23 protein-coding genes and 2 tRNA genes are annotated in these 26,630 nt (G+C 55.5%); 12 read left to right on the forward strand and 13 right to left on the reverse strand.

From position 1 onward, the window contains the following. Positions 1-39: 39 nt before the first annotated feature. Together IMX17_RS01120 and IMX17_RS01125 are read left to right on the forward strand one after the other, a co-directional pair. On the forward strand, positions 40-861 hold the full coding sequence (locus IMX17_RS01120; RefSeq protein ID WP_193549236.1) for a helix-turn-helix domain-containing protein: 822 nt from the start codon (positions 40-42) through the stop codon (positions 859-861). Between the two features lie 230 nt (positions 862-1,091). Beyond that, positions 1,092-1,244 (forward strand): Hok/Gef family protein, encoded by a 153-nt coding sequence (locus IMX17_RS01125; RefSeq protein ID WP_004935921.1) that lies wholly within the window; start codon positions 1,092-1,094, stop codon positions 1,242-1,244. A gap of 59 nt (positions 1,245-1,303) precedes the next feature. Here IMX17_RS01125 and yfaE read toward each other — a convergent pair whose 3' ends face one another. From yfaE to ubiG, 4 genes are all read right to left on the reverse strand, one after another. Then, a complete protein-coding gene (gene yfaE / locus IMX17_RS01130) occupies positions 1,304-1,564 on the reverse strand; it encodes a class I ribonucleotide reductase maintenance protein YfaE (RefSeq protein WP_004935919.1) in 261 nt (86 codons plus the stop codon). A gap of 3 nt (positions 1,565-1,567) precedes the next feature. After that, positions 1,568-2,698: a class Ia ribonucleoside-diphosphate reductase subunit beta gene (gene nrdB / locus IMX17_RS01135; protein ID WP_004935915.1), complete on the reverse strand. Its 1,131-nt coding sequence runs from the start codon at positions 2,696-2,698 to the stop codon at positions 1,568-1,570. A 67-nt stretch (positions 2,699-2,765) separates the two neighbouring features. Further along, positions 2,766-5,054 carry a class 1a ribonucleoside-diphosphate reductase subunit alpha gene (gene nrdA, locus IMX17_RS01140; protein WP_033632525.1) on the reverse strand — a complete coding sequence of 763 codons (2,289 nt, stop codon included), beginning with the start codon at positions 5,052-5,054 and terminating at the stop codon, positions 2,766-2,768. 438 nt (positions 5,055-5,492) lie between these two features. Beyond that, a complete protein-coding gene (ubiG, locus tag IMX17_RS01145) occupies positions 5,493-6,218 on the reverse strand; it encodes a bifunctional 2-polyprenyl-6-hydroxyphenol methylase/3-demethylubiquinol 3-O-methyltransferase UbiG (RefSeq protein WP_033644327.1) in 726 nt (241 codons plus the stop codon). Between the two features lie 212 nt (positions 6,219-6,430). Here ubiG and gyrA point away from each other — a divergent pair, with 212 nt between their 5' ends. Both gyrA and rcsC read left to right on the forward strand, forming a co-directional pair. Further along, on the forward strand, positions 6,431-9,073 hold the full coding sequence (gene gyrA, locus IMX17_RS01150; RefSeq protein ID WP_033643840.1) for a DNA topoisomerase (ATP-hydrolyzing) subunit A: 2,643 nt from the start codon (positions 6,431-6,433) through the stop codon (positions 9,071-9,073). 166 nt (positions 9,074-9,239) lie between these two features. Then, complete coding sequence (rcsC, locus tag IMX17_RS01155) at positions 9,240-12,101, forward strand: two-component system sensor histidine kinase RcsC (RefSeq protein ID WP_193549237.1); 2,862 nt, start codon at positions 9,240-9,242, stop codon at positions 12,099-12,101. Positions 12,102-12,162: 61 nt separating this feature from the next. Here the strand turns inward: rcsC and rcsB are convergent, their stop codons facing one another. Genes rcsB through IMX17_RS01175 form a run of 4 tightly spaced genes read right to left on the reverse strand, consistent with a single transcriptional unit; the run spans position 12,163 to position 17,145 of the window. Further along, on the reverse strand, positions 12,163-12,813 hold the full coding sequence (rcsB, locus tag IMX17_RS01160; RefSeq protein ID WP_004935900.1) for a response regulator transcription factor RcsB: 651 nt from the start codon (positions 12,811-12,813) through the stop codon (positions 12,163-12,165). Then, positions 12,806-15,508: a phosphotransferase RcsD gene (gene rcsD, locus IMX17_RS01165; protein ID WP_182264124.1), complete on the reverse strand. Its 2,703-nt coding sequence runs from the start codon at positions 15,506-15,508 to the stop codon at positions 12,806-12,808. The genes rcsB and rcsD overlap by 8 nt, the downstream gene beginning before the upstream one ends. Positions 15,509-15,528: 20 nt before the next feature. Then, a complete protein-coding gene (locus IMX17_RS01170; protein WP_182264125.1) occupies positions 15,529-16,683 on the reverse strand; it encodes an MFS transporter in 1,155 nt (384 codons plus the stop codon). Between the two features lie 54 nt (positions 16,684-16,737). Further along, positions 16,738-17,145, reverse strand: a complete 408-nt coding sequence (locus tag IMX17_RS01175) for a DUF4186 domain-containing protein (protein WP_193549238.1) — start codon at positions 17,143-17,145, stop codon at positions 16,738-16,740. A gap of 696 nt (positions 17,146-17,841) precedes the next feature. Between IMX17_RS01175 and ompC the strand changes: the two genes are divergently transcribed. Together ompC and IMX17_RS01185 are read left to right on the forward strand one after the other, a co-directional pair. Continuing rightward, the gene (ompC, locus tag IMX17_RS01180) at positions 17,842-18,978 is read left to right on the forward strand and encodes a porin OmpC (RefSeq protein ID WP_182264127.1); all 1,137 of its coding nucleotides are present in this window, start codon (positions 17,842-17,844) and stop codon (positions 18,976-18,978) included. Between the two features lie 158 nt (positions 18,979-19,136). Beyond that, complete coding sequence (locus tag IMX17_RS01185) at positions 19,137-19,553, forward strand: VOC family protein (protein ID WP_193549239.1); 417 nt, start codon at positions 19,137-19,139, stop codon at positions 19,551-19,553. Here the strand turns inward: IMX17_RS01185 and IMX17_RS01190 are convergent. After that, positions 19,547-20,125, reverse strand: coding sequence for a TetR/AcrR family transcriptional regulator (locus tag IMX17_RS01190; protein ID WP_193549709.1), 579 nt, complete (start codon positions 20,123-20,125; stop codon positions 19,547-19,549). The genes IMX17_RS01185 and IMX17_RS01190 overlap by 7 nt on opposite strands. A gap of 108 nt (positions 20,126-20,233) precedes the next feature. On the opposite strand from IMX17_RS01190, the gene IMX17_RS01195 reads away from it, so the two are divergent. The 4 genes from IMX17_RS01195 to IMX17_RS01210 all read left to right on the forward strand — a co-directional run bounded on the left by IMX17_RS01195 (position 20,234) and on the right by IMX17_RS01210 (position 21,485). Next, entirely contained in the window at positions 20,234-20,701 is a 468-nt protein-coding gene (locus IMX17_RS01195; protein ID WP_033643833.1) for a nuclear transport factor 2 family protein, read from the forward strand. Positions 20,702-20,828: 127 nt separating this feature from the next. Further along, positions 20,829-21,158 carry an osmotically-inducible lipoprotein OsmE gene (gene osmE, locus IMX17_RS01200; RefSeq protein WP_004935874.1) on the forward strand — a complete coding sequence of 110 codons (330 nt, stop codon included), beginning with the start codon at positions 20,829-20,831 and terminating at the stop codon, positions 21,156-21,158. Between the two features lie 157 nt (positions 21,159-21,315). Beyond that, positions 21,316-21,403, forward strand: a tRNA-Ser gene (locus IMX17_RS01205). A gap of 6 nt (positions 21,404-21,409) precedes the next feature. Continuing rightward, positions 21,410-21,485, forward strand: a tRNA-Thr gene (locus IMX17_RS01210). 236 nt (positions 21,486-21,721) lie between these two features. Here IMX17_RS01210 and IMX17_RS01215 read toward each other — a convergent pair. Then, the gene (locus IMX17_RS01215) at positions 21,722-21,964 is read right to left on the reverse strand and encodes a DinI family protein (RefSeq protein ID WP_046896341.1); all 243 of its coding nucleotides are present in this window, start codon (positions 21,962-21,964) and stop codon (positions 21,722-21,724) included. Between the two features lie 757 nt (positions 21,965-22,721). Between IMX17_RS01215 and IMX17_RS01220 the strand changes: the two genes are divergently transcribed. Together IMX17_RS01220 and IMX17_RS01225 are read left to right on the forward strand one after the other, a co-directional pair. After that, the gene (locus IMX17_RS01220) at positions 22,722-23,375 is read left to right on the forward strand and encodes a helix-turn-helix domain-containing protein (protein WP_046896342.1); all 654 of its coding nucleotides are present in this window, start codon (positions 22,722-22,724) and stop codon (positions 23,373-23,375) included. Beyond that, entirely contained in the window at positions 23,376-23,864 is a 489-nt protein-coding gene (locus tag IMX17_RS01225; protein ID WP_046896343.1) for a hypothetical protein, read from the forward strand. It begins immediately after the preceding gene. Here IMX17_RS01225 and IMX17_RS01230 read toward each other — a convergent pair. From IMX17_RS01230 to IMX17_RS01240, 3 genes are all read right to left on the reverse strand, one after another. Then, positions 23,857-24,588: a metallophosphoesterase gene (locus IMX17_RS01230; protein ID WP_193549240.1), complete on the reverse strand. Its 732-nt coding sequence runs from the start codon at positions 24,586-24,588 to the stop codon at positions 23,857-23,859. The two genes, IMX17_RS01225 and IMX17_RS01230, sit on opposite strands and share 8 nt — an antisense overlap. A gap of 17 nt (positions 24,589-24,605) precedes the next feature. Continuing rightward, positions 24,606-25,268, reverse strand: a complete 663-nt coding sequence (locus tag IMX17_RS01235; RefSeq protein ID WP_046896345.1) for a VUT family protein — start codon at positions 25,266-25,268, stop codon at positions 24,606-24,608. A 390-nt stretch (positions 25,269-25,658) separates the two neighbouring features. Beyond that, complete coding sequence (locus IMX17_RS01240; protein WP_193549241.1) at positions 25,659-26,570, reverse strand: LysR family transcriptional regulator; 912 nt, start codon at positions 26,568-26,570, stop codon at positions 25,659-25,661. Between the last annotated feature and the right edge of the window lie 60 nt (positions 26,571-26,630).

Consider the following 26,630-nt stretch of genomic DNA (forward strand, 5'->3'; position numbering starts at 1 on the left):
TAACGGTATCTGGACTAAAAATAGTGATTAGTGGCCAATATGAATGCGAACCTTCACGCCCTCGACGCTGACTGCAGCGAATGGTCGGCGGGCCCCTGGCTGATCGCCCTTGGCGGCCGCGACGCGGCAGGCCGGGAGTATCGGTTGGGCACGCGCGAATACGACTGGCATCAGCATGTGCGCGGGCAGTTGCTGTGCGTTGAAAGCGGTTTGCTGCATGTAAGCACGGCGCAGGGCGATTGGGTGCTGCCGCCTCAGCGGGCGGGTTGGATCCCGCCGGCGGCGGAGCACCGGGTGCAGGTTTGCGGCGCGCTGAGCGGCTGGAGTTTACTGCTGGCGCCGGAGGCCTGCCACAATCTGTCGAATACACCTTGCGTTATCGGCATCAGCGCAGTGCTGCAGGCGCTGGCTCAGCGTGCGGAAGGTTGGGACAAACGCAGCGCGCTTACCCTGGAGCAGGAGCGTATGGCGCAGGTGATGCGTGACGAGATACGGCTGGCGCCGACGGAGCCGCTGTATTTACCGATGTCGTCCCATCCGCGCCTGGCCGGCGTTCTGCAGGCCTTGCTGGCGCAACCGGGGAGCGAACGTTCACTGGAGGCGTGGGCTGAATGGGGGGCGATGTCGCCGCGTACCCTGCGGCGGCTGATGATCGGCGAGACGGGGTTGAGTTTTGCCCAGTGGCGTCAGCAGGCTCGGTTGTCATATGCGTTGGCGAAGCTGGCCGAAGGCGAAACGGTGCTGCAGATTGCTGAGGCGCTGGGGTATGCCTCGCCGAGCAATTTTATCGCCATGTTTCGTAAAGCCTTCGGCGATTCCCCGGCGCGTTATTTTTCCACATCGGCGGGAAAGGGGCGCTAAGCGAAATACTTTGAGGATAGTTATATATCCCTGATTAATCATAATCTTATAGGGGATATTCGCGGTGAGGGAATGCTGTTACTCTCTTGACGGGTGCTTGAGACTGTTCGTCTTGGGCATTGTGTGACAAGGCGGATAGATGAAAGCCCCAGACTGACTCTCAATCAGAATGGGGCTGCCCTAACGCCTAGACACCGTTATGGTAGCCCCTTCACAGCAAGGAGGCAAGCATGCGCTTAAGGCATGTGTTTCACTCGCTAACCGTTGTATGTATTACGGTTTTGTTATTTATCTGGATGATAAGAGATTCGCTGTGCGAACTGAAAATCTACCAGGAAAATATCACTATCCTGATCAGGTTGGCGTGTGAGGTGAAGCGGTAATCCTAGGGCGGGGGCAACCCCGCCTTCTGGTCTCCAGGCGCGGTTTCCGGCACCCGACTTTACATTTCCAGCTCGATATCCGTCAGCGGCATGCAGCAGCAGGGCAGGATTTCACCGGCGTTGATAAACGCCAGCGGCTGTTGGCGGTAGGCCACTTCGCCTTTCACCAGCTTCAGGCGGCAGGCGCCGCAATAGCCGGAGCGGCATTGGTACTCCACCTGCACGTCGTGCCGTTCCAGCACGTCGAGCAGGCAGTTTTCACTGTTAGGGCAAGAGAGCTGCGTGCCGGCGGCGCGCAGCGTTACGGTTGGCGTCGCCATCGCTTACAGTTCGAAGTCGCTCAGGTCGTCGGCGTTGATCTCCGAGTCGATCTGGCCAACCAGGTAGGAGCTCACTTCCACTTCCTGCGGCGCTACCTGCACGTTGTCGGACACCAACCAGGCGTTGATCCACGGGATCGGGTTGGAGCGGGTTTCGAACGGCAGACCGAGGCCGACCGCCTGCATGCGGATATTGGTGATGTATTCCACATACTGGCACAGGATGTCTTTGTTCAGGCCAATCATCGAGCCGTCGCGGAACAGGTATTCCGCCCACTCTTTCTCCTGCTGAGCGGCCAGCACGAACAGATCGTAGCACTCTTGCTGGCACTCCTCGGCGATCTCCGCCATTTCAGGATCGTCGGCGCCGGAACGCATCAGGTTCAGCATGTGCTGGGTGCCGGTCAGGTGCAGCGCTTCGTCGCGGGCGATCAGTTTGATGATTTTGGCGTTGCCTTCCATCAATTCGCGCTCGGCGAACGCGAAGGAGCAGGCAAAGCTGACGTAGAAGCGGATCGCTTCCAGCGCGTTCACGCTCATCAGGCACAGGTACAGCTGCTTCTTCAGCGCACGCAGATTGACGGTGACGGTTTTACCGTTCACCTGGTGGGTGCCTTCACCCAGCAGGTGATAGTAGCTGGTCATCTCGATCAGATCGTCGTAGTAGCCGGAAATGTCTTTCGCGCGCTTCTTGATCTCTTCGTTGGTGACGATGTCGTCGAACACCAGCGCCGGATCGTTGACGATGTTGCGGATGATGTGGGTGTAGGAACGGGAGTGGATGGTCTCGGAGAACGACCAGGTTTCCACCCAGGTTTCCAGTTCAGGGATCGAGATCAGCGGCAGCAGAGCGACGTTCGGGCTGCGGCCCTGAATGGAGTCCAGCAGGGTCTGATACTTCAGGTTGCTGATGAAGATGTGCTTCTCGTGCTCCGGCAGCGCCTGATAATCGATGCGATCGCGAGAGACGTCAACCTCTTCCGGGCGCCAGAAGAAGGAGAGCTGTTTTTCGATCAGTTTTTCGAAGATTTCATGCTTTTGCTGGTCGAAACGCGCAACGTTTACCGACTGGCCGAAGAACATCGGCTCTTGCAGCTGGTCGTTTTTGGTCTGAGAAAAAGTGGTGTAAGCCATAAGCCTGAATCCATCGTAACGTGGCTAAATGAAGGGGCCGGAAAATTCCGGCCCGCTAGGTCAAACTTTAGATCTTGCAGGCGCCGCTTTCGCAGTCATCATCGCCGGCCTTGGCAGGCTGCAAATCTTCCTGGGCGTCTTCCGCGCCGTCGCGGGTGTTTTGGTAGTACAGCGTTTTCACGCCGAACTTGTAGGTGGTGAGCAGGTCTTTCAACAGCTGCTTCATCGGCACCTTGCCGCCCGGGAAGCGGGTCGGATCGTAGTTGGTGTTGGCCGAAATCGACTGGTCGATGAATTTCTGCATCAGCCCCACCAGCTGCAGATAGCCGTCGTTGCTCGGCATTTCCCACAGCAGCTCGTAGTTGTCTTTCAGACGCTCATACTCCGGCACCACCTGGCGCAGGATGCCGTCTTTCGACGCCTTGATGCTGATATGGCCGCGCGGCGGCTCGATGCCGTTGGTGGCGTTGGAAATCTGCGAAGAGGTTTCCGACGGCATCAGGGCGGACAGCGTCGAGTTGCGCAGGCCGGTTTCCTGGATCTCTTTACGCAGGGTTTCCCAGTCGTAGTGCAGCGGCTCGCTGCAGATCGCATCCAGGTCTTTCTTGTAGGTGTCGATCGGCAGGATGCCCTGCGAATAGGTGGTTTCGTTGAACCACGGGCAAGCGCCTTGTTCCTGCGCCAGACGGTTGGAGGCTTTCAGCAGGTAGTACTGAATGGCTTCGAACGTCTTGTGGGTCAGGTTGTTGGCGCTGCCGTCGGAGTAGCGCACGCCGTTCTTCGCCAGATAATAGGCGAAGTTGATGACGCCGATGCCCAGGGTGCGGCGACCCATCGCGCCACGGTGCGCGGCCTTGATCGGATAATCCTGATAATCCAGCAGGGCGTCCAGCGAACGTACCGCCAGGGTCGCCAGCTCTTCCAGATCGTCCAGGCTGTCGATCGCGCCCAGGTTGAAGGCGGACAGGGTGCACAGCGCTATCTCGCCGTTTTCGTCGTTGACGTCTTCCAGCGGTTTGGTCGGCAGGGCGATTTCCAGACACAGGTTGGACTGGCGCACCGGCGCGATCTGCGGATCGAACGGGCTGTGGGTGTTGCAGTGGTCGACGTTCTGGATGTAGATACGGCCGGTAGAGGCGCGTTCTTGCATCATCAGCGAGAACAGCTCAACCGCTTTCACGCGCTTCTGGCGAATGCTGTCGTCTTTCTCGTACTGGGTGTACAGGCGCTCGAATTCGTCCTGATCGGCGAAGAACGCGTCATACAGCCCCGGCACGTCGGACGGGCTGAACAGAGTGATGTCTTCGCCTTTGATCAGGCGCTGGTACATCAGACGGTTCAACTGCACGCCGTAGTCCATGTGGCGCACGCGGTTGCCTTCAACGCCGCGGTTGTTTTTCAGCACCAGCAGGCTTTCCACTTCCAGGTGCCACATCGGGTAGAACAGCGTTGCCGCGCCACCGCGCACGCCGCCCTGCGAGCAGGATTTGACGGCGGTCTGGAAGTGTTTGTAGAACGGGATGCAGCCGGTATGGAAGGCTTCACCGCCACGGATCGGGCTGCCCAGCGCGCGGATGCGGCCGGCGTTGATGCCGATGCCGGCGCGTTGCGAAACGTATTTCACAATGGCGCTGGAGGTGGCGTTGATGGAGTCCAGGCTGTCGCCGCACTCGATCAGCACGCAGGAGCTGAACTGGCGGGTTGGGGTGCGCACGCCGGACATGATCGGCGTAGGCAGCGAAATCTTGAAGGTGGAAATCGCGTCGTAGAAACGTTTGACGTAGTCCAGACGAGTTTCACGCGGGTAGTTGGAGAACAGGCACGCGGATACCAGCATGTACAGGAACTGGGCGCTTTCGTAGATCTCGCCGCTGACGCGGTTCTGCACCAGATACTTGCCTTCCAGCTGCTTGACGGCGGCATAAGAGAAGTTCATGTCGCGCCAGTGATCGATAAAGGAGTCCATCTGCTCGAACTCTTCAGCGCTGTAGTCTTCCAGCAGATGTTTATCGTATTTGCCCATTTCGACCATGCGGGTCACGTGAGCGTGCAGCTTCGGCGGTTCGAACTGACCGTAAGCCTTTTTACGCAGGTGGAAGATCGCCAGGCGAGCGGCCAGGTACTGATAGTCCGGCGCATCGCGGGAGATCAGATCGGCAGCGGCTTTGATGATGGTTTCGTGAATGTCGGCGGTTTTGATGCCGTCATAAAACTGAATGTGGGAACGCAACTCTACTTGAGAAACCGAGACGTTGTGCAATCCTTCTGCGGCCCAATCGATGACCCGGTGGATTTTGTCGAGGTTGATGCGCTCTTTACGGCCATCGCGTTTAGTTACAAGCAGACTTTGGTTCATGTGGTGTTTTACCTGTCCGTATGGTGCCCCTAAGCAGAAGTGTAGTCGCTCTGCTCAGTATGTAAACACTATATATAGGGGTTGTATGTCGGTGAGGTAACAAGATAGTGAGAAAAAACGGCGTTTGCAAGTGAACAAAACCGGCCTAATTTGTGGATAACTTGGGGGTGAAATGTAACTTGCCGTTCGCAGTGCGCGCCGTGACTGGCGCGACAAGCTTGTCAATAAGCGAGATCAGATTTTACTGAAAAACTGAAAAAACCGATCGTTTGGCGCTTTATTAAACGTTAGAAAAAAACGGCATATTGATCTGATTTAATATTCTAAAAAACTGTCTACAACCGCGATTTTGATCGAAGTCGTGGAAATTAGGTATTTTTCCTAACAGCGCGTTGGCGCCGAACCCCGATAACGCAGGGCCGGCGCGGTTTACAGCGCTCAGCCTTCGTGCTGGGTGTGCACCATGTAGTTCACGTCAACGTTGCGCCCAAGCTTGAAATGATCGGTGATCGGGTTGTAATGCAGGCCGATCATGTGCTTTTCGCGCAGCGGCGTGCCGTCGACCCAGCCGATCAGTTCGGAAGGGCGAATAAACTTCTTATGATCGTGGGTGCCCTGCGGCACCATCTTCAGCACGTACTCCGCGCCGATCACCGCCATCAGCCAGGCTTTGGTGTTGCGGTTGATGGTGGAAAAGAACACGTGGCCGCCCGGTTTCACCAGTTGGGCGCAGGCGCGCACCACCGAGGCCGGATCGGGCACGTGCTCCAGCATTTCCATGCAGGTGACCACGTCGTAGCGCTGCGGGTTGGCTTGAGCGTGGCTTTCCACCGTCTCCTGCACGTAAGTCACGTTCACGCCGCTTTCCAGCGCGTGCAGCCGGGCGACCTGCAGCGGCTCCCCGCCCATGTCCAGACCGGTCACTTCGGCGCCTTCGCGCGCCATGCTTTCCGCCAGAATGCCGCCGCCGCAGCCCACGTCGAGCACCTGCTTGTCAAAAATGCCGCCGGCGCGCTGCATGATGTAGTTCAGGCGCAGCGGGTTGATGCGGTGCAGCGGTTTGAACTCGCCTTCCAGATCCCACCAGCGGGAGGCGACGGCCTCGAACTTGGCGATTTCCTGGTGGTCAACGTTTTGCACTCGGCTGGATGATTCTGCGTTCATGGGCTTGTCTGGCTCCTTGTTCTCGTTGCGCGGATTATACATGTTCCGGCGCGGCATCGTCTGCGTCGATGCGTTTTTAGCGCACTAATCTGTACAATTTCCGTGAAACAGCGGCGGTTATTTTCCCGTAAAGCGTGCTTTGTGATATAGTTTTACACCTTTGCCACTATGGCAGCGGGCAGATGAATCATTAGTAGAGGGATAGCAGCTCCATGAGCGACCTTGCCAGAGAAATCACACCGGTAAACATCGAAGACGAGTTGAAAAACTCGTATCTGGACTACGCGATGTCCGTTATTGTCGGACGTGCGCTGCCAGATGTTCGTGATGGGCTGAAGCCGGTTCACCGCCGCGTTCTTTACGCGATGAGTGTATTGGGTAACGACTGGAATAAACCATACAAGAAATCGGCCCGTGTCGTCGGGGACGTGATCGGTAAATATCACCCGCACGGTGACAGCGCGGTTTACGACACTATCGTGCGTATGGCTCAGCCGTTTTCACTGCGCTACATGCTGGTGGACGGTCAGGGTAACTTCGGTTCCGTCGACGGCGACTCCGCCGCGGCGATGCGTTATACCGAAGTGCGCATGTCCAAGATTGCTCACGAACTGTTGGCGGATCTGGAGAAAGAAACCGTCGACTTCGTGCCTAACTATGATGGCACCGAGCAGATCCCGGCCGTCATGCCGACCAAGATCCCGAACCTGCTGGTCAACGGCTCGTCGGGCATCGCCGTGGGCATGGCCACCAATATTCCGCCGCACAACCTGGCTGAAGTCGTCAACGGCTGCCTGGCCTATATCGATGATGAAAACATCAGCATCGAAGGGCTGATGGAACACATCCCGGGGCCGGACTTCCCGACGGCGGCGATCATCAACGGCCGTCGCGGCATTGAAGAGGCCTACCGCACCGGGCGCGGCAAAGTCTACCTGCGCGCGCGCGCGGAAGTGGAAGCCGACGCCAAAACCGGCCGCGAAACCATCATCGTTCACGAGATCCCGTATCAGGTGAACAAGGCGCGTCTGATCGAAAAGATCGCCGAGCTGGTGAAAGAAAAACGCGTAGAAGGCATCAGCGCGCTGCGTGACGAGTCCGATAAAGACGGCATGCGCATCGTGATCGAAGTCAAACGCGACGCGGTCGGCGAAGTGGTGCTGAACAACCTGTATGCGCTGACGCAGCTGCAGGTCACCTTCGGCATCAACATGGTCGCGCTGCATCAGGGGCAGCCTAAGCTGCTGAACCTGAAAGATATCCTCGAAGCCTTCGTGCGCCACCGCCGCGAAGTGGTCACCCGCCGCACCATCTTCGAACTGCGCAAGGCCCGTGACCGCGCCCATATCCTGGAAGCGCTGGCTATCGCGCTCGCCAACATCGACCCGATCATCGAGCTGATTCGCCGTGCGCCGACGCCGGCGGAAGCGAAAGTCGCGCTGGTGGCTCAGCCGTGGGATCTGGGCAACGTCAGCGCCATGCTGGAACGCGCCGGTGACGACGCCGCTCGCCCTGAGTGGCTGGAGCCGGAGTTCGGCATCCGCGACGGCAAGTACTACCTGACCGAGCAGCAGGCTCAGGCGATTCTGGATCTGCGTCTGCAGAAACTGACCGGCCTGGAGCACGAAAAGCTGCTGGACGAATATAAAGAGCTGCTCAACTTTATCGCCGAGCTGATCTTTATTCTGGAAAGCCCAGAGCGCCTGATGGAAGTGATCCGCGAAGAGCTGGTGGCGGTCAAAGAGCTGTACAACGACGGTCGTCGCACCGAGATCACCGCCAATACCTCCGACATTAACATCGAAGACCTGATCAACCAGGAAGATGTTGTGGTGACCCTGTCTCACCAGGGCTACGTGAAGTATCAGCCGCTGTCCGACTATGAAGCTCAGCGCCGCGGCGGCAAAGGCAAGTCCGCCGCGCGCATTAAAGAAGAAGACTTTATCGATCGCCTGCTGGTGGCCAACACCCACGATACGATCCTGTGCTTCTCCAGCCGTGGCCGCCTGTACTGGATGAAGGTGTATCAACTGCCTGAAGCCAGCCGTGGCGCGCGCGGCCGCCCAATCGTCAACCTGTTGCCGCTGGAAGCCGATGAGCGTATCACCGCCATTCTGCCGGTGCGCGAGTATGAAGAAGGGCGTCACGTGTTCATGGCCACCGCCAGCGGTACCGTGAAGAAAACCGCGCTGACCGAGTTCAGCCGTCCGCGCAGCGCCGGCATTATCGCCGTCAACCTCAACGAGGGCGACGAGCTGATCGGCGTTGATCTGACCGATGGTACCAACGAAGTGATGCTGTTCTCAGCCAACGGTAAAGTGGTGCGCTTCCCGGAAACGCAGGTGCGTTCGATGGGCCGCACCGCGACCGGCGTGCGCGGCATCAACCTCGGCGAAGGCGACAGCGTGATCTCCCTGATCGTGCCGCGCGGTGAGGGCGACATTCTGACCGTCACGCAAAACGGCTTCGGTAAACGTACCGCAGTCACCGAGTACCCGACCAAGTCACGCGCCACCCAGGGGGTTATCTCCATCAAGGTGAGTGAGCGTAACGGCCAGGTGGTCGGCGCCGTGCAGGTGGAAACCAGCGACCAGATCATGATGATCACCGATGCCGGCACGCTGGTGCGTACCCGCGTTTCGGAAGTCAGCGTGGTCGGTCGTAACACCCAGGGCGTGACGCTGATCCGTACGGCGGAAGACGAAAACGTCGTCGGTCTGCAGCGCGTGGCCGAGCCGGTGGAAGACGAAGAGCTGGACAGCCTGGAACCGGGCGCGGAAGCGGTGGAAGAAGACACTACGCCGCTGGACGATGGCGACGACGCGGCTGAGCCGATGGACGACGACAACGTTTAAGCAAGGTGAGGGCGTCGGCATGCCGACACCGTAATGCACTGAGACAAAAGGGCCTGGCAGCGATGCTAGGCCCTTTTTCAGTTATATGGTTTAATTGGCGCACCGAGCCGCCGGCCGCTGCGCCGGCGACAACGCGCGCCGCCACTGACTTTCGTATGGTATCCGATTGAAATATTTAGCCTCTTTTCGAACTACGCTGAAGATATCCCGCTATCTGTTCCGGGTGCTGGCGATTTTGCTGTGGTCGTTGGGAGCGCTGCTCACCACCTTTTATATTCTGAATATCCTGCATCAGAAAGAATCGGACATCCGCCAGGAGTACAACCTCAATTTCGATCAGGCGCAGGGCTATATCCGCCATTCTGCCGACATCATACGCGACATCAAGTACATGGCGGAAAACCGCCTCAACGGTTCGGTCAGCAGCCTGGACATGTTCAGCGGCGTGATCCCCGGCAAGGGCAGCCCACCGCAATTCTACCCGCTGTATCCGGAGTCTAACTGCGCCCTGAGCGCCACTTACCGCAGTTCACTCGATTCGCTGAGCGGCCTGATCCAGTATTGGAAAGAGAACTTCGTGGCGGCCTACGATCTCAACCGGGTGTTCTTTATCGGCGGCGACAGCCTGTGTCTGGCGGAATTCGGCGGCGGCAACGCGGTTGCCAACCGGGAAAACATGCTGAAGTTGCTGCACGAGCGCATTCTGAAATACCGCAACGCCAAGAATCTGGACAAAGACAACAACCTGTATTGGATTAGCCCCAGCGCGCAGCGGCCTGACATCGGTTATCTGTATGTGCTGACGCCTCTCTATATCGGCAACAAGCTGGAGGCGCTGCTGGGCATCGAGCAAACTGTCCGGCTGGAAGATTTCGTCACCGCCGGCAACCTGCCGATCGGCGTCACGCTGCTGGATGAAAACAACGATCCGATACTGCGCCTGGCGGATGGCGATCGCTATGCCGCTGCGCTCAACAGCTACCCCGAAGAGCATGCTTACTTCGGTTATGTCGACAACTACCGCGATCTGATCCTGAAAAAAGCGCTGCCGCCTTCATCGCTGAGCATCGTTTATGCGCTGCCGGTGAAAAGCGTGGTGGAACGCTTCAAAATGCTGATCCTCAATGCGCTGTTGCTGAACCTGTTGTCGGCTATCGTGCTGTTCACGCTGGCGTGGCTGTTTGAGCGCAAGATGTTCCTGCCGGCGGAGGACAATGCCTTCCGGCTGGAAGAACACGAACAGTTCAACCGCAAGATCGTCGCCTCGGCGCCGGTGGGCATCTGTATCCTGCGCATCAGCGATGGCACCAATATTCTGAGTAACGAACTGGCGCACAACTACATCAACCTGTTGACCCATGAAGATCGCGATCGCATTACGCGCATCATCTGCGAACAGCAGGCGAACTTCGTCGATGTGATGACCAGCAACAACAATAACCTGCAGATCAGCTTTGTCCATTCGCGCTACCGCAACGAAGAGGTGGCGATCTGCGTGCTGGTGGACGTCAGCGCGCGCGTGAAAATGGAAGAGTCGCTGCAGGAGATGGCGGCGGCGGCGGAGCAGGCCAGCCAGTCCAAATCGATGTTCCTGGCCACCGTCAGCCATGAGCTGCGCACGCCGCTGTACGGCATTATCGGCAACCTCGATCTGCTGCAGACCAAGGCGTTACCGCCAGGGGTCGATCGGCTGGTCAATGCGATGAACAACTCTTCCGGGCTGCTGCTTAAAATCATCAGCGATATTCTCGACTTCTCCAAAATCGAGTCCGAGCAGCTGAAGATTGAACCGCGTGAGTTCTCCTGCCTGGAGGTGATCACCCATATCGCCGGCAACTATTTGCCGTTGGTGGTGAAGAAACGTTTGGGGCTGTACTGCTTTATCGAGCAAAACGTGCCGGAGCGTATCTTCGGCGATCCGGTGCGGCTGCAGCAGGTGCTGTCCAACCTGGTGAACAACGCCATCAAGTTCACCGATACCGGCTGCATCGTGCTGCAGGTCTGCACCCGCGGCAGCTACCTGGAATTCAGCGTGCGCGATACCGGCGTTGGTATTCCGGAGAAGGAGATCTCACGCCTGTTCGATCCGTTCTTCCAAGTGGGCACCGGCGTGCAGCGCCACTTCCAGGGCACCGGTTTGGGGCTGGCGATCTGCGAGAAATTGGTCAACCTGATGGACGGCGACGTCTCCGTCGAGTCCGAACCGGGGCTGGGCAGCTTGTTCAGCATTCGCATTCCATTGTTTAACGCCCAGTTCCCGATCCCGCAGGCCAGCGATACCTGGCAGGGCCGGCGGCTGTGGCTGGATATCCGCAATCAGCGGCTGGAAGGCTACCTGATGGCGATTCTGGGCGGCTACGGCGCCGATATCCAGCGATATGACGGACAGGAGACCGCCGCCGACGAGGTGATGCTCAGCGATTATCCGCTGATGCTGAATACGCCGCTGTTGGCTCAGATCCAGTTCTCGACCGAACATATCGGCCCGTCGCTGGAAACCCGGCCAGGCTATTGGATGCACAGCACCTCTACGCCGCGTGAAACGCTGACCTTGATCAACCGATTGTTCGGCGTCGGCAACGGCGCGGCAGAGGCGCTGGTGCAGCTGCCGGTGCCCGCTAAGGCCAGCGCGGCGGACAACGGCGATATTCATCTGCTGGTGGTCGACGATCATCCGATCAACCGTCGTCTGCTTTCCGATCAGCTGGGGTCGCTGGGGTATCAGGTGGTGACCGCCAACGACGGCGTAGATGCGCTCGGCGTACTGAAACAGCACCACGTCGATATTGTGTTGACCGACGTCAATATGCCGAACATGGATGGCTATCGCCTGACGCAGGCGCTGCGGCAGATGCAGTTCAGCGCGCCGGTGATTGGTGTGACGGCGAACGCATTGGCGGAGGAGAAGCAGCGCTGTCTCGAGGCGGGCATGGATAATTGCCTGTCGAAACCGGTTACGCTGGAGACGCTGGAGCAGACATTGGCTTATTACAGCCAGCAGGTGCGCTACAACCGCAGCGAGGCCTGAAAAGCAAACAGGCACGGCGGATGCCGTGCCTGTTTGGCGTTAACCTGCCGCGAGGCGGGCTTTAGTCTTTGTCCAACGGCGTCATGCTGACGGACGAGAGGTAGTTGAGCAGGGCGATGTCGTTTTCGACGCCCAGCTTCATCATCGCCGATTTCTTCTGGCTGCTGATGGTTTTGATGCTGCGGTTGAGTTTCTTGGCGATTTCGGTCACCAGGAAACCTTCGGCGAACAGACGCAGCACTTCGCTCTCTTTCGGCGACAGGCGTTTGTCGCCATAGCCGCTGGCGCTGATTTTCTCCAGCAGTTTGGAGACGCTTTCCGGCGTGAACTTCTTGCCTTTCTGCAGGGCGGCCAGCGCCTTCGGCAGATCGGTCGGCGCGCCTTGTTTCAGCACGATGCCTTCGATATCCAGATCCAATACCGCGCTCAGGATCGCCGGGTTGTTGTTCATGGTCAGCACAATGATCGACAACTGCGGATAATGACGCTTGATGTACTTAATCAGCGTGATGCCGTCGCCATACTTGTCACCCGGCATCGACAGATCGGTGATCAGCACGTTGGCATCCAGCTTGGACAGATTGTTGATCAGTGCGGTTGAGTCTTCGAACTCCCCAACGACATTCACCCATTCAATTTGCTCAAGTGACTTCCGGATGCCAAACAGTACGATAGGATGGTCATCAGCAATAATTACGTTCAGGTTATTCATGTTGTTGGCTACCTTGCTTCAGCAGTCTGCTGACGAAAAAATCAATCTGACTGATGTTATTCTCGATCTCGGGCGCATCACCTTCTGCGATGCGCTGTTCTAACGATTCGCACAGCTGCTTGCCGGGAAGCAGATTTAACATGGCAAACACGCCTTTCAGGCGGTGTGCGGTTTGTGACAGCGCATTGAAATCACTGCTGCCCGCCTCAGTATACAGTTTTTTGACATCATCGGGTACTGTATCGACAAACAGCCCATAGTAATCACTTGATTTCAATTGTTTTTCATAGAGTTGGATATCTTCTGAGCTCAGTGAAAGCGGACTTTCTTCCTGCTCCAGCGCGGCCATTTGCTGTTCGATCAGCATCAGCACGGCGTCGATTAATGCGCCGTTCAGGTTATAGTTCACCCGAATGTAGCGTTTATCCAGCGCTTGCCAACCCGGTTCATCGGTCGCCAGCAACAGCGTGTAATCATCGGCTCGCTGCGGGTTATCGGTCAGCAGCACGTCATAATCGCGGTTGACCGCGCGATCTTCGGCGACGAGGCAGTCGGCGCCGTAAGCCTGCAACAGGCGGGTCACGATGCCGCGCACTTCATCTGAGGTGATGTCCAGCAGGGCGGTGACGCCGTCGAGCAGCTTTTCCTGTTCCTGCGGCTCTTTTCTCTCCATCTCCATGGCGACGCGAATGGTATAGCGAGTACCGATATCCACTTTGCTGCGAATGTCCAACTGGCCGTTAAGCTTTTTGCACAGCTGGTTGCACAGGAAGAAAGTGAGGCCGGAACCGTGGTTGAAGCGGTCCACCAGCGTCTGGCTGAGGAACGGGTAATTGAGGTTGCTGATCTCTTCGTTGGAGATGCCGGAGCCGGTGTCGTTGATTTGGAAAATCAGGCGATCCGGGTGTTCGGGCTCGTGGTCGATGACCAGAGAAATCTTGCCGCAGGCGGTGGTGATAATGGCGTAATGCACCAGCAGCGAGATCACTTTGCGCAGCGCGTTGGCGTCGCCGATGTAGTTCTGTTCGACGTCCAGCTGGAAATGCTTGAACAGCGCCAGCCCCTTTTGATTGAGAGCGGGCAGGGCTTCCAGCAGCAACTCGTCGATGATCGCCGCCGGGTTGAACGGCTCGCGCGTCGGTTGCCAGTCCTGGGTTTCCAGCCGCGTCAGCAGCGTGATGTTATCGATCAATCCCAGCACCGACGACGACGCCGCCGTCAGTTGGCCCAGCAGCGCCTGCCGTTGTTCCTCATCCGGCTGGTTGCGCAGGCTGTCGACCAGATCGTGCATCTGGCGCACCGGCTGATTCAGTTCGATGCCCAGGTTGTGCAACATCAGTTTGCGCGCCTGCACGTTCTTGTCGTATTCACGCCGTGCCTGCTGCAGCCGCTTGTTCACCATGACCTCTTTATCCTGATCGTGCATCAGGAACAGGTAGGTATCCGGCGACAGTTGGCTGCGGAAAATGCGGATTTCATACACCTCGTTGTTGACCGTTGCCTGAATGACGCCGTGGTGCTGTTCGGCCATGTGGGCGATTTTTTGCAGGCTGAGGTGCGGCAGCAGATGTTCGGCGATTTTGTTGCTGGCGATCACCGCATTGTTGGCGAAGCTGTAAACCAGCAGGCCGGAGGGCAGGCTGGCGATGATCTCTTGATTCAGCGCGCGCTCGGCCTCCAGCTCAACCGCCATATTTTCGCTCGGGCGGATGTACTGGCGGCGGATAAAGTAGATGCTCAGCATCGAGAGCGCCAACAGCAGCAGGTTGACCGCGATCAGCCAGATGTTGTTGCGCAGCAGATCGATGGCCAGATTAATGGCCGAAACGCGATACACCACCTTCAGCGGCGCATTGGGCAGGGCGGCGCTGAACTCCACCCAGCCGCCGCTCATCGCCGCCTGGGCGCCGAGGGCGGTTTCCGCCGGGATGGCGCTGTCGTCGAGCTCGACATCGTCCGGCTGCAGCAGGAAATTGGCGCGGGCCAGGTTGGCCGGAATGATGTCGTTGATCGGCAAGTCGAAGGCGATCACCGTCGCCAGATGTCCTGGCTGATTAAAGGTGGTGCGAATCGAGAACGAATAGGCGTTCTGGAAGCGCTGTTTGCGCAGATCGGAAAAGCTCTCGCGTTCGTCGAGCATATTGGCCTGTTGCAGCATCTCGGCGCGGCGTTCGTCCGCCGAAGTGGTCAGGTAGCTTTCCCTAAAGCGTGAAGCCAGCTCTTTGAGCGGCTGAGTGGTGATCAGACTGAGGCTGTTGTCCTGACCATTGAGGTAATACATGGCGTAGCTCTCGGTCTTGGCGCCCCAACGGTTGTCCAGGTAGTCCGAGATGTTGGCGATCATCGCCAGCGTGTTCTCGTCATGGCTGCCGAAGATCACCGCGTCGGTTTTCTTGTGCGGCTTCTCGACATAGTAGACGTCGGGGCGCAGGCGGGTTTCCTGCAAACCGGGATCGACATTCTGCGCCGGCGCGTTGCCGAATTTGTCATAGACCTGATAGGTCATGTAGCGATAGGTATCGATGCGCTTTTGCAGCGAACCGGCGATGCTGTTCAGCGTGTACTTCTTTTCCGCCAGCCAGGCGTTGGTGTAGTTGTAGCCATACAGGCCGATGCCGATCGTCAGCAGCACGATAAACAGCAGGAAGCAGCGAGTGATATTGCTGGAGCTAATGGTCAGTTGTTTATTTTGCATAGTGGCTGCGCATTCCTGAATCAGCGAGTGACGGCCCTGGCGCTGGCAGTCACCGCCAACAGCAGAGCGGCTACGCAGGCGAAGGCCACCGTCAGGCTGGAAAACTGAGCGATAAAGCCGATCAGCGCCGGGCCGGCCAGAATGCCGGCATAGCCGACGGTGGTAACGGATGCGATCGCCAAATTGGCCGGCATATCGCGTTGGTTGCCCGCGGCGCTGAACAGAATCGGCACGACGTTGGAAGCGCCCAGGCCAACCAGCATAAAGCCGACCAGCGAAACGGTGGCGTGATTGAAGGCGATAGCCAGGCTGAGACCGACAGCGGCGCACAGGCTGCCCAGCAGCAGCACCCGGTAGCGGCCCAGCGAGTTCACCACCCGATCGCCATTGAGGCGGCCGAGCGTCATGGTGATGGAAAACAGCGCATAGCCCAGCCCGGCCTGGCTGTGTTCGACGGCGCGCAGCGTGGTGAGGAACAGCGCGCTCCAGTCGAGCATCGAGCCTTCCGCCAGGAACATGATAAAGCACAGAATGCCGATAAACATCACCCAACCGCGCGGCAAGACGAACATCGGTCCGCCGTCGTCGGCGCCGCTGTCACGCAGCAGATGGCGGCTGGCGAACGCCAGCAGCACGATCACCGCCAGCACGGTGATCAGGGTGGATTGCAGCGGCGTCAGCCCCAGCCACAGCAGCGCGCTGACGCCGCCTGCGCCGGCGATGCCGCCGATGCTGAAGAAGCCGTGAAAGCCGGACATCATCGCCTTGCCGCTGTTGCGCTCGACGATAACCGCCTGCACGTTCATCGCCACGTCTATCATGCCGATCGCCGCGCCGAACAACAGCAGCGCCACGGCCATGCCGCCGAGGGAGTCCATCAGCGCCAGCAACGGCAAATCGATGCACAGCCCCAGCCCCGCCATCAGGATCACCGCGCGGCAGCCCAGTTTGCCGGTCAGGAAGCCGGTCAGCGGCATCGCCAACATGGAGCCGGCGCCGATACATAACAACAGCAGGCCGAGCGAGCCGTCATCGAGGCCGATGCGCGTTTTGGCGAAGGGCACCAGCGGCGCCCAAGCGGCCATGCCGAGGCCGGCGACGAAAAAGGCCAGGCGGGTGGCGATCTGTTGAGGAACGCCGGGCGTTTGCTGTTCATTGCACAAGGTGGCTGTCATGTAAGCGTCAGGATCTTGGGTCAAAAGAGTGGCGAAAGTTACTGACAGTTTTTATCACAATCCGCGATCCGGGTCGAAAAGATTCGCGCCTGATTCCTCTCTGGCACCGCCTCGGCGCACCAGCCACAGGGCGATCGCCTGGACAATATAGTCTTTTTGCTGCTCGTCCAGCACGACGCCCTGCGGTATGCCGTGCCATTTTTCCAGGCAGCTTCGGCAGCAGGTGGCGGTGGCGTGTTGGGCGACGAACACCGGGTGGCCGCGCATCGGCGTCTGCTTGCCATCGTTTTTGGGGTGGGCGGCGGCCAGACGGCGATCGATAAAGTCGCGGGCATGGCTGAGGATCAGCGGCAAGCCTTTGTCGTCAAGATAGCTCTGGTCTTTGGGATTCAAACGGAAACGGGCGCGGAAGGGGGAGCCTTGCAGCCGCCGCCATAGCGCCTCTGGGTGAAATGGCATCATGACTTTACTCGCTGAGGGTGAGCTTTTTTTTCAGGCTACCAGAAGTGAAACTCCGCGGCCAATTTTGCCTGTGACGCACAATATTCGGCGAGATAAAGCACGAAATGAAAAACAAATTCAATTTGTAGACCAAAATAAGAGAAAAGATTAGCAATTAGTGCGGATGTAAATTGGCGAAACTATATCGCGAGGTTATTTATTTGCGTGCTATTTGTGCGGATTGAAATTGTGAGGCCAGTGTGGAGGGAAATAAAAAACCGGCCAGAAGCCGGTTAAAGGTATGCAGAAATTATCTTCGGATAATGAAGGTAATAATGAAAATAATGATGATAGCGGGGTGATTATAGCGGCTGAGTGCAGGCGGCGTTTTGGCACAATGTGCTTATTGTCCAGTACAATTGTATGGTTGGCTTTTTTTTCTTAAAGATTTGTATAACTTCATGATTTTTTATCAATTAATCTATTCTTTGTCTTTAAGTGCTTTATTTTGTTTGTCGGTAATGTTTTGTGAAAGTTCGCGCGTATTTACATTTTGAAACCTTTATTAATTACACTGAAACACTATCGGATACTTGGTATCATTTTCTTTCTGGATTAATATAACCCTTGTTACCAGAATGGTAATGCACAGTCGTGCTAATAATGCTCGAAAAGGGCAGTGGCCGTAGCTCGACATAATTAACGAGGATAATAACGATGAAACTTCGAGTACTCTCTCTGATGGTACCCGCACTGCTGGTTGCAGGCACAGCAGGCGCGGCGGAAATCTACAACAAAGACGGTAATAAACTGGATTTGTACGGTAAAGTCGACGGTCTTCACTATTTCTCCAGCAACAACGGCGTGGACGGTGACCAGTCTTATATGCGTTTTGGCCTGCGCGGCGAAACGCAAATCAGCGATCAACTGACCGGCTACGGCCAGTGGGAATATCAGGCTAACCTGAACCACGCTGAAAACCAGGACAACAAGAACTTCACCCGTTACGGCTTCGCCGGTCTGAAATTCGGCGACTACGGTTCCTTCGACTACGGCCGTAATACCGGCGTGCTGTACGACGTCGCGGCGTATACCGACTTGCAGCCTGAGTTCGACGGTATGACCTACGGCGCCGACCAGTTCATGTTCCAGCGTTCCAGCGGCCTGGCGACTTACCGTAACAACGACTTCTTCGGTCTGGTTGACGGCCTGAACTTTGCCCTGCAGTACCAGGGTAAAAACGGCAATGGCGAAGAGACCAACAACGGTCGCGACGTCCTTGGCCAGAACGGCGAAGGCTACGGTATGTCCATGAGCTATGACATGGGCTACGGCATCAGCGCGGCGGGCGCCTTCTTCAACTCTCGCCGCACCAGCGAGCAGAACGGCGCTAACGGTCACCAGAACATCATGGGCCGCGGCGACAAGGCCGAAGGTTACTCCGGCGGTCTGAAATATGACGCCAACGACGTCTACCTGGCGGTGATGTTCACCCAGTCCTACAACGCGGCGCGTTTCGGCAGCTCTGCCAAGGATGATGGTGCTTACGGCTACGCCAACAAGGCGCAGAGCTTCGAAGCCTATGCGCACTACCAGTTCGATTTCGGTCTGCGTCCGTTCGTCGGCTATAACCAGACCAAAGGTAAAGACCTGGGCCGCGCCGGTAACGGCAAGGACTACGGCGATCAAGACCTGGTCAAATTCGTCGACCTGGGTGCGACCTACTTCTTCAACAAAAACATGTCCACCTATGTTGATTACAAAATCAACCTGCTGGACAACAACGACTTCACCGACGCTGCCGGTATCAACACCGACAACGTGGTTGCCGTGGGCCTGGTTTACCAGTTCTAAGCACCTCAGTGTGAACGTCATCGCGCGGCCTTCGGGCCGCGTTTTTTTTGCCTGTAAACCGGTAAAAAAGCACGGATTGATCCGCTATCGGCACGGGAAGCACCGTGGTTTTCCTCCTCTAAGCCTACGCTGTCAGTACAAAAAAAGAGGAGGATGATATGGAACTCAAAATCGATAAGGTGATCGAAACGGTACTGTACGTCAGCGATATTGAGCGCGCGGACGCTTTCTACCGAGAGGTGATGAGGTTGCCGGCGATGGTCGCCAACGAGCGGTTCCGCGCCTATAACGTTGGCGATCGGAGCGTACTGTTGCTGTTTGTCGAGGGCGACTCGCTGCGCGGGGCGCGTTATCCGACCGGCTTTATTCCCGCGCACGATGGTGTGGGGCCGGCGCATATCGGGCTGGCGGTAGCGAAAGACCAACTGCCGCACTGGGAACAGCATCTGACGGCCAACGGCGTGGAAATTGAGGGGCGCATGCGTTGGGAGCACGGTGGTGAGAGCATTTACTTTCGCGATCCCGACGCCCACCTGTTGGAACTGGTGACGCCGGGCATCTGGTCCAATTACTGATCGAACCCGCCTTGCGCCAACAACGCCAGCGCGGCATTCAGCACCTGCAACGCCGGCTGCGGCTGGCGCTCAATCTGCACCCTGACGATGGCGCCGTCGATCAGCATAGCCAATATCGCGGCGTGTTGTTCCCGCTGCGGACCTGCGGGCAGGTGGCGCGCCAGTTCATCCGTCATCTGTTGCTTATGCCGGCCGGCGAGGTGCAGGCTTTCCGGCAGCAGATCGGCGATCTCCACGGCCGTATTGATAAACGCGCAGCCGCGAAAACGCGGATCGTCGAACCATTCAGCCAGGCAGGGCGCCAGCGCCGGCAGTAACCCGCCGCTCTGCACCACATGTCGATCCAACGCTGTACTGAACCAGGTTAGCCACTGCTGGTGACGGTAGGCCAAAAACGCCGTAATCAAATCGTTCTTGCTGGGAAAGTGGCGATAAAACGTCACCTTAGTGACGCCTGATTCCTTGATGACGCGATCGATGCCGGTGGCGCGGATCCCTTCCTGATAAAACAGATCGTGGGCCGTCAGCAGGATGCGCTGACGGGCGGGCAAGGTATTGCGATCGGTGGTCATCATTTTTCTCCCTGGCTATTTTCGAGTGATTGTAGACAACTCTGTCTACATGCGCTAGCGTAATGATGTAGACAGAGTTGTCTACACACCTTCACCCAGGAGATGATCATGAGCATTAAACCCCCATTGCCGCCTTTCACCCGTGAATCCGCCATCGAAAAAGTACGGTTGGCGGAAGATGCCTGGAACAGCCGCGATCCTGAGCGGGTGTCGCAGGTCTATTCCCTCGATACCCATTGGCGTAATCGCGCGGAGTTTGTCGACGGCCGCGCGGCGGTGGTCGCATTTTTGCAACGCAAGTGGGCGAAAGAGCTGGAGTATCGGCTGATTAAGGAACTGTGGGCGTTTGACGGCGCGCGCATCGCGGTGCGTTTCGCCTATGAGTGGCGCGACGATTCCGGCAACTGGTATCGCAGCTTCGGCAACGAAAACTGGGAGTTCAATCAGGAAGGGTTGATGATTAACCGCCATGCCTGCATCAACGACATGCCGATTCGCGAACAGGATCGGCGTTTTCATTGGCCGCTCGGTCGGCGCCCGGACGATGTCCCGGCGCTGAGCGATTTCGGCTTTTGAATCCGATGTCGCGCCCGTGCCGGCCGATCGCGAGAAAAAGCGCACCGATCGACAAAGGGGAGTTTGTAGAAAAGCCTTTCCACTTCTAGACTTAGGGGACAACAAACGTACTCCAAGAGGACAAGCTATGACGAAGAAGTTGGTTTTGGCCGTCGGCACTGCGGCGGTATTTTCCATTCTTGCCGGCTGCACTGCCTATGACCGTGCAACCAGTTATGTCAATGAGCCGGTGGTCAGCGATGTCAAAGTAGGGATGACCAAGCAGCAGGTGCGGGCGATTGCCGGTCCGCCGTCGACGTCCGCCACGCTGATCCATGCGCAGGGCACTTGCGACACCTATGCGGTCGCGCCGCGCGATGGCAAAGTGCAAACGTATTTTGTCAGCTACAACGACACGGGCCATGTCATGAACAAGGGCTATCAAACCTGTTCAGACTACGATTCGCAGCCGAAGTAATCGCGTTTCAGCCGAACATAAAAGCCTCGCTTTTGCGGGGCTTTTCATTTTTTAAGCGTTTAAGGCCTGAAGTTTAGGCAACTGCGCCGCCGATGCGATTTTTTTGCATGAAAACGATAGACATTTCATAACGGTATCGCTAATATCAGCGCCCATTGGAAGGATGGCCGAGTGGTTTAAGGCAACGGTCTTGAAAACCGTCGAGTGTAACAGCTCCCAGAGTTCGAATCTCTGTCCTTCCGCCAAATTCAGCCGGCTTAGCTCAGTAGGTAGAGCAACTGACTTGTAATCAGTAGGTCACCAGTTCGATTCCGGTAGCCGGCACCATGACAGAGGCCCCAGCAGCGATGCTGGGGCTTTTTGTTATGCTGCTTGTACGAGGAAGAGGTGTCCACGCAGGAATACACGCTTCGAAGTGCGCCAGGATTAACCGATAATCGGGGGCATGTGCCGCAGTCAGTCCTTTGACCCAAGGGGGTATTCGCTGCGGAACCGGAGGTTGAGCGGTGCGATATGCTGGTGGAAATAATAGCCGGTGGGTCAGCCCGGCTTTCAGATTGGGTTTATATATCCATAACCAGCCACTGATCCGCTTCTTCGAACATCTCTTCCAACATCCGGTTCAGCTTTTCGCGATCGCTTTTGCTGGCGTCGGAGTTCAGGCCGTTGGCCTGCATCGGTTTCACGCGCACTTCCGCCTCCGGGAACAACGCATGCACGCGTTTTTCCAGCTCGTTGCGAATAATCTCGGCGGCGTTGGGCAGCCCAGCGACGTTGCGTTTGTCGTATACCAATTCTACAAACATGACTCACCTGTAAACACTGATTTAATGTACAGTATTCTGGCCTGAGGCGCTCGGGTTGGCAAGAGGGGGCGCGGAATTTTGCATGAGGCGTTCATTCTTGCTTGCGCAGCGGGTGGCCAAGCCTGCCGCTGAATCTTTTTCTTACGTCTGGCCGATGGCCTGCATTTTCCCTGCTCGCTTCGCGCGTTGAATCTTCAAAGGACGCGATTATCCCCTCGGTGCCTGTGTTTTTCTCCTGTACAACTCAGTACGTAGGGCGGTGGCGCCGGGCTGGGTGCTCCCTGGTGTTGGGGGCCCGACGCCACCTTTCTGGTCGCCGTTCTTGGCATAAAATCGATCAACGCAGGTATGTACCGGAACTCGACGTTACGGGCCCTGACGCTGCTCCTTCGTGTTCTGAAGGAGAAAAAATCCCGAGTGTTAGGCAATAGTCGCTCTATGAGCGCTGAATAAAACATTCATCTCATTTTCTTTAAAATTATTGAACCGGGATGCGTCTTGCTCTCCAGGTTGGCTTCTGCGCGTTAAATTGCTGCGGAGTTAATGTAGTGTTTTTATAAGCAAATTGAATTATTTCAATGGCAGCCAGTCGCGTTCGTCAAGAACGGTGGTTTTTAATAAAATTGTTTTATTACAATGGTTTTTCTGTATTTTCATATACCTTTCGCCCTGGGCCATTGTCATGTTCACCCAGTAAGTGGTTTAATATTTTTAGATTCACTTTAATGACGCTAAAGTATAGGGTTAAAACATTATAATGCAACTAAACAACATTAAAATATCAGAAGAAAATGGTATGTCATTGAAAATGATTGGTGAAAACCTCACTTACCTCATGCGTATGCACGGGATTGACGCCAGTCGGTTGAGCTGCGAAACAGGGATAGGTATTGCCACGATCAATAATCTGAGGAAAGGCGTGGGGAATCCCACGATCGCCACGCTTGCGTCAATTGGTGAGTTTTTCAGCGTAAAAGTAGGAGAGCTGACTGACAAGGATTTAAGCGCCGCGGGAGAGGGTAAACACAATGTGAGATCGCTTCCGCTCATTAGCTACAGCGATGTAGAGCGTTTCTTGGCCAACACGATCAGAACGGCAGATACCTATACGACAGAAGTCGATGACATGACGGACGATTCGCTGTTTGTGGTAGAGATAACGAATAATTCACTGTCGCCTGAATTAGACCGTGGAACGTATTGTGTGATCTCCCTCAAGGAGCCATTTTGCGATGGCGATATCGTCTTGGTTAAGCTGAAAAATTACCCAATATGTTTAAGGCGAGTTTTTGTTTCCGACGACGACTTGTTGTTTACAAACATCTCATTAGATTCAGATAGCAGTGTGAAGTCCTATAGCGATTATGCGATCGTCGGTGTTCTATTGAAAACGATAAAGAGGCTGAAATAAATGGATTTATTTAAAATAATGAGAAAGTTAAGAAAGATATACTCTCCCAGTTACCTATACACGTTAGATCGTAGCGTTATCCGAACGGCGGATGGATATTGGCTTTTCAAAGAGTTTGGCACCCATACTTTCGTGAAAAAAAGCTGGGGGCAACTCATTGAGGGCGATTTTCTCAGGCACGTTAACCCGAAAGACATCGCTTTTATCGCCGAGACCGAATCTAAGATAAAAGTCGCCTCAGCCAAACTGTCGATTCATGAAGAGAAACGAAACTGTATGTGGACGTTGAAAAATGACGTTGACTCGATATCAATATCAGGGGCGGATTTTCTAAGGGATCGCGATCTTGTTGACAAAACCGAGTCCCTGGATGCGACAAAAATAGCCTTTTATGCCGGGGTAAAGGAAGGCAGAGCACTCTCTGCCTCATTGAAAAATGCAAAGAAAAGTGACAGGTCTAAAAAAACAATACTGACGTTGATTAAATAAACCAGGGTTCGACGTGAATATGCTCATCGAAGGTAATCACGCTGAAAGCCGAATTGTCTATGGTACTGACATCGCTTGTGCCGTTTTTCCATTGCGAACAAATCGCCGGGGAAACAGAGATTAAGGTTTCCCCCAGCTTTCTTTGGAATAACGTATGTGCATGGCCTGAGCCGATAAACTTAACGTTTAACCGTTGGCAGAGGCTCAAAAGCTCCTCAGCATTGCTTAACATACAACTATCAACAATGGGCGTGCCTACAGGAATAGGGTGATGATGTAGGAAGACGGCGATCTTTTTATTGCCGCTCGAGACTATGGCTTTTTCAAGCGTTTCGAGCGAATGCGTCGAGATCCTGCCGAAATCTTCATTATCGACCACCGAGTCGATGCTGAGCATGCGCCATTCGTCATCTTCAAACGAGTTTATATCATAGCTGCCGCCCTGTTTACGGGCTTCATCGTCCAGGTTTTTTTTGTTGTCGTGATTGCCTGGGAACAGATAGAAAGGTAATGAAGTGCGATTCATTATTTTAAAGAAGCGCTCATAAGAGGGAATATCGCCATCATGCGAGATGTCACCTGTCACAATGATTAAGTTGGCATTAATTTTGTCGGCATTGGCGTTAATGAAGTCAATCGCCCTTTCGAAATTAGCAAGATGCTTCGAAGCCAGCGCGCTTGCATTAGGCATAATATGTATGTCACTAATCTGAATTACTTTCATGCTATACCCTGTTGATATTACTTAAATGGATTGTATGAAGTGCCCCAATCATAGTGATCGGTGTTTTCTATCTTCTTCACCCACTCGACTAAGGCGATAGCGAGCGGTAGCAATACAATAGAGACGACAACTTTATAAGACCACGTCGTGCTTATGATGTTAACCAACTCTATAAAGGTATATTTTCCTGAAAGACTTATCGGATAGGCTGTCAGCAACAGGGCGGCCTGTGTAGACATGGAACCAACAATATATCGGATAAAGAAGTATTTTCCTGAGAAAATAATCTTCATCTTTGAAATAATAAAACCATTGACGAAATAAGCGACCGGAACGGACACCCAGGTGCCTATCATGACTCGCCAAAATTCATGGTATAAAGAATAATAGTGCGTGGCGATATCATTGTTTTCTGGCTGAATAACGGCTGAGAGATTAAGTATTATGACATATAAGCTTTGGCAGAACACCATGATCCATATTGCTCTTACCGACAATTTATAGCCGTAAACCTCAGTCAGCAATGTTGATATCAAGAAACACAAGGAGAATACAATGCCGCTTGCCGTTATTTTAAAACCATAGATATCAAAGACTTTATAAACCAACGTGTCGCAGGTGATCATAATGGTCACCGTCAGGCCAACAAAAAGGCCATAGAGCTTGAGATTTCCTTGCATTTTTACTCCTTATTTAGTCCGTGTTCTTCTGTTATTAATTATCCATACTTATTTAACGCGCAAATTACGCAACCCGCGAGTCGCATAATGAGACGCGAATAATGTCACATGGCCATCATGCCTCTTTATTCAAGCAAGACAACAACGCCTTCTCCCCTGCGTGCCCGGCTGGCGAGAGCGTCACGCCAAGTTTTGCGGAGAATGCTGATGGCCTGTTCGGCGGGGAGAGAGGATTTTACCCTGATTCATTAATATTGCTAATGAATATATTGCCTGGTTCACGCAGTGTCAATCAAGAACGAAGGGCACAGCAAACCGCGGCCGTGAAAAGTCGCTGCGCAGGTTGTTACGGAATTTAAGGGTAGCCACAACCGGGGCGGGGGCCGGTTTTTATCTGGCCTTCGTCAGCAGCTGCAAAAAGCGGCTCAGTGCGGCAAAAGGCGGCTCGCTGTTGCGCCAGAAAACACCCACGCTGCCTTTCTGCTCTATCTTCGGCAGGTTCAGGATCGCCAGTTGCCCCTGACTGGCATAACGCTGCGCCAGCCGTAGTGAAAGAATGGAGATCATGTCGCTGCTTTGCAGCAGGTTGGTGCTGACGTTCATCGATGCCGATTCAACCGTGTTTTCAGGCAGCATCACGCCGTTATCTGCCAACGCATTATCGATGCTGAGGCGGATTGGCGTGCCGGTCGGCCAGACTATCCAGCGCCAGTGGGTGAGATCGTGCCAGGTGAGGGAGGCGGATTTTGCCAGCGGATGGTGAGGGCGGGCAACGAAGCATACCGGTTCGGTGTAGAGCACTTGATAGTTGAGCGGCAGTTGCAGCGCCCGCCCCCCGACGCGGCCCACGACGACATCCACCGCGCCCGCGAGCAGATCGTGCAGCAGGGGGGTCATCACCTTTTCCTCAATATTGAGATGCAGCGTCGGCATTTCCTGCAGCAGGCTCAATATGGCCTGCGAAACGCAGTCGGTCGCCACCGGCGAGCAGCCGATTTTCAGGCTTCCCACCAGCCCGCCTTGCTTAAAGCGGGCGATTTCAGACTGCGAACGCTCCAGATCATTGATCAAACGCTGCGCATGCTGAAGCAGCAACTTCCCCCCCTCGGAGGGGCGCAGCCCTTTGCTATACCGCTCAAAGAGCGTGATCCCCATCTCATCCTCGAGCTGCGACAGCCATTTTGACAGAGCGGGTTGGGAGATGTTCATCATCCGCGCAACGTGGGTCAGATTTCCCTGTTCACCCAATGCCACCAACATTTGCAGATGGTGCAGCTTCAATTTCTGCGCCCAGTTCGCCATTTGTTATAACCCTCCGGTTATGTCTCCGCCCGAAAAGCCATTGTACATTTTATCGCTAAA

The sequence above is a fragment of the Serratia sp. X3 genome (assembly GCF_014982455.1).
Classification (GTDB): domain Bacteria; phylum Pseudomonadota; class Gammaproteobacteria; order Enterobacterales; family Enterobacteriaceae; genus Serratia; species Serratia ureilytica.

Bases quoted from the DNA above. Each gene is read 5' to 3' on its own strand.
- rcsD (WP_182264124.1), bottom strand. From the start codon at position 15,508: ATGCAAAATAAACAACTGACCATTAGCTCCAGCAATATCACTCGCTGC.
- IMX17_RS01225 (WP_046896343.1), top strand. From the start codon at position 23,376: ATGGATTTATTTAAAATAATGAGAAAGTTAAGAAAGATATACTCTCCC.
- IMX17_RS01230 (WP_193549240.1), bottom strand. From the start codon at position 24,588: ATGAAAGTAATTCAGATTAGTGACATACATATTATGCCTAATGCAAGC.
- IMX17_RS01190 (WP_193549709.1), bottom strand. From the start codon at position 20,125: ATGACCACCGATCGCAATACCTTGCCCGCCCGTCAGCGCATCCTGCTG.
- ubiG (WP_033644327.1), bottom strand. From the start codon at position 6,218: ATGAACGCAGAATCATCCAGCCGAGTGCAAAACGTTGACCACCAGGAA.
- nrdA (WP_033632525.1), bottom strand. From the start codon at position 5,054: ATGAACCAAAGTCTGCTTGTAACTAAACGCGATGGCCGTAAAGAGCGC.
- IMX17_RS01125 (WP_004935921.1), top strand. From the start codon at position 1,092: ATGCGCTTAAGGCATGTGTTTCACTCGCTAACCGTTGTATGTATTACG.
- IMX17_RS01120 (WP_193549236.1), top strand. From the start codon at position 40: ATGAATGCGAACCTTCACGCCCTCGACGCTGACTGCAGCGAATGGTCG.
- IMX17_RS01240 (WP_193549241.1), bottom strand. From the start codon at position 26,570: ATGGCGAACTGGGCGCAGAAATTGAAGCTGCACCATCTGCAAATGTTG.
- rcsB (WP_004935900.1), bottom strand. From the start codon at position 12,813: ATGAATAACCTGAACGTAATTATTGCTGATGACCATCCTATCGTACTG.
- IMX17_RS01175 (WP_193549238.1), bottom strand. From the start codon at position 17,145: ATGATGCCATTTCACCCAGAGGCGCTATGGCGGCGGCTGCAAGGCTCC.
- IMX17_RS01185 (WP_193549239.1), top strand. From the start codon at position 19,137: ATGGAACTCAAAATCGATAAGGTGATCGAAACGGTACTGTACGTCAGC.
- IMX17_RS01235 (WP_046896345.1), bottom strand. From the start codon at position 25,268: ATGCAAGGAAATCTCAAGCTCTATGGCCTTTTTGTTGGCCTGACGGTG.
- IMX17_RS01195 (WP_033643833.1), top strand. From the start codon at position 20,234: ATGAGCATTAAACCCCCATTGCCGCCTTTCACCCGTGAATCCGCCATC.
- osmE (WP_004935874.1), top strand. From the start codon at position 20,829: ATGACGAAGAAGTTGGTTTTGGCCGTCGGCACTGCGGCGGTATTTTCC.
- yfaE (WP_004935919.1), bottom strand. From the start codon at position 1,564: ATGGCGACGCCAACCGTAACGCTGCGCGCCGCCGGCACGCAGCTCTCT.
- IMX17_RS01170 (WP_182264125.1), bottom strand. From the start codon at position 16,683: ATGACAGCCACCTTGTGCAATGAACAGCAAACGCCCGGCGTTCCTCAA.
- IMX17_RS01215 (WP_046896341.1), bottom strand. From the start codon at position 21,964: ATGTTTGTAGAATTGGTATACGACAAACGCAACGTCGCTGGGCTGCCC.
- gyrA (WP_033643840.1), top strand. From the start codon at position 6,431: ATGAGCGACCTTGCCAGAGAAATCACACCGGTAAACATCGAAGACGAG.
- nrdB (WP_004935915.1), bottom strand. From the start codon at position 2,698: ATGGCTTACACCACTTTTTCTCAGACCAAAAACGACCAGCTGCAAGAG.
- IMX17_RS01220 (WP_046896342.1), top strand. From the start codon at position 22,722: ATGCAACTAAACAACATTAAAATATCAGAAGAAAATGGTATGTCATTG.
- ompC (WP_182264127.1), top strand. From the start codon at position 17,842: ATGAAACTTCGAGTACTCTCTCTGATGGTACCCGCACTGCTGGTTGCA.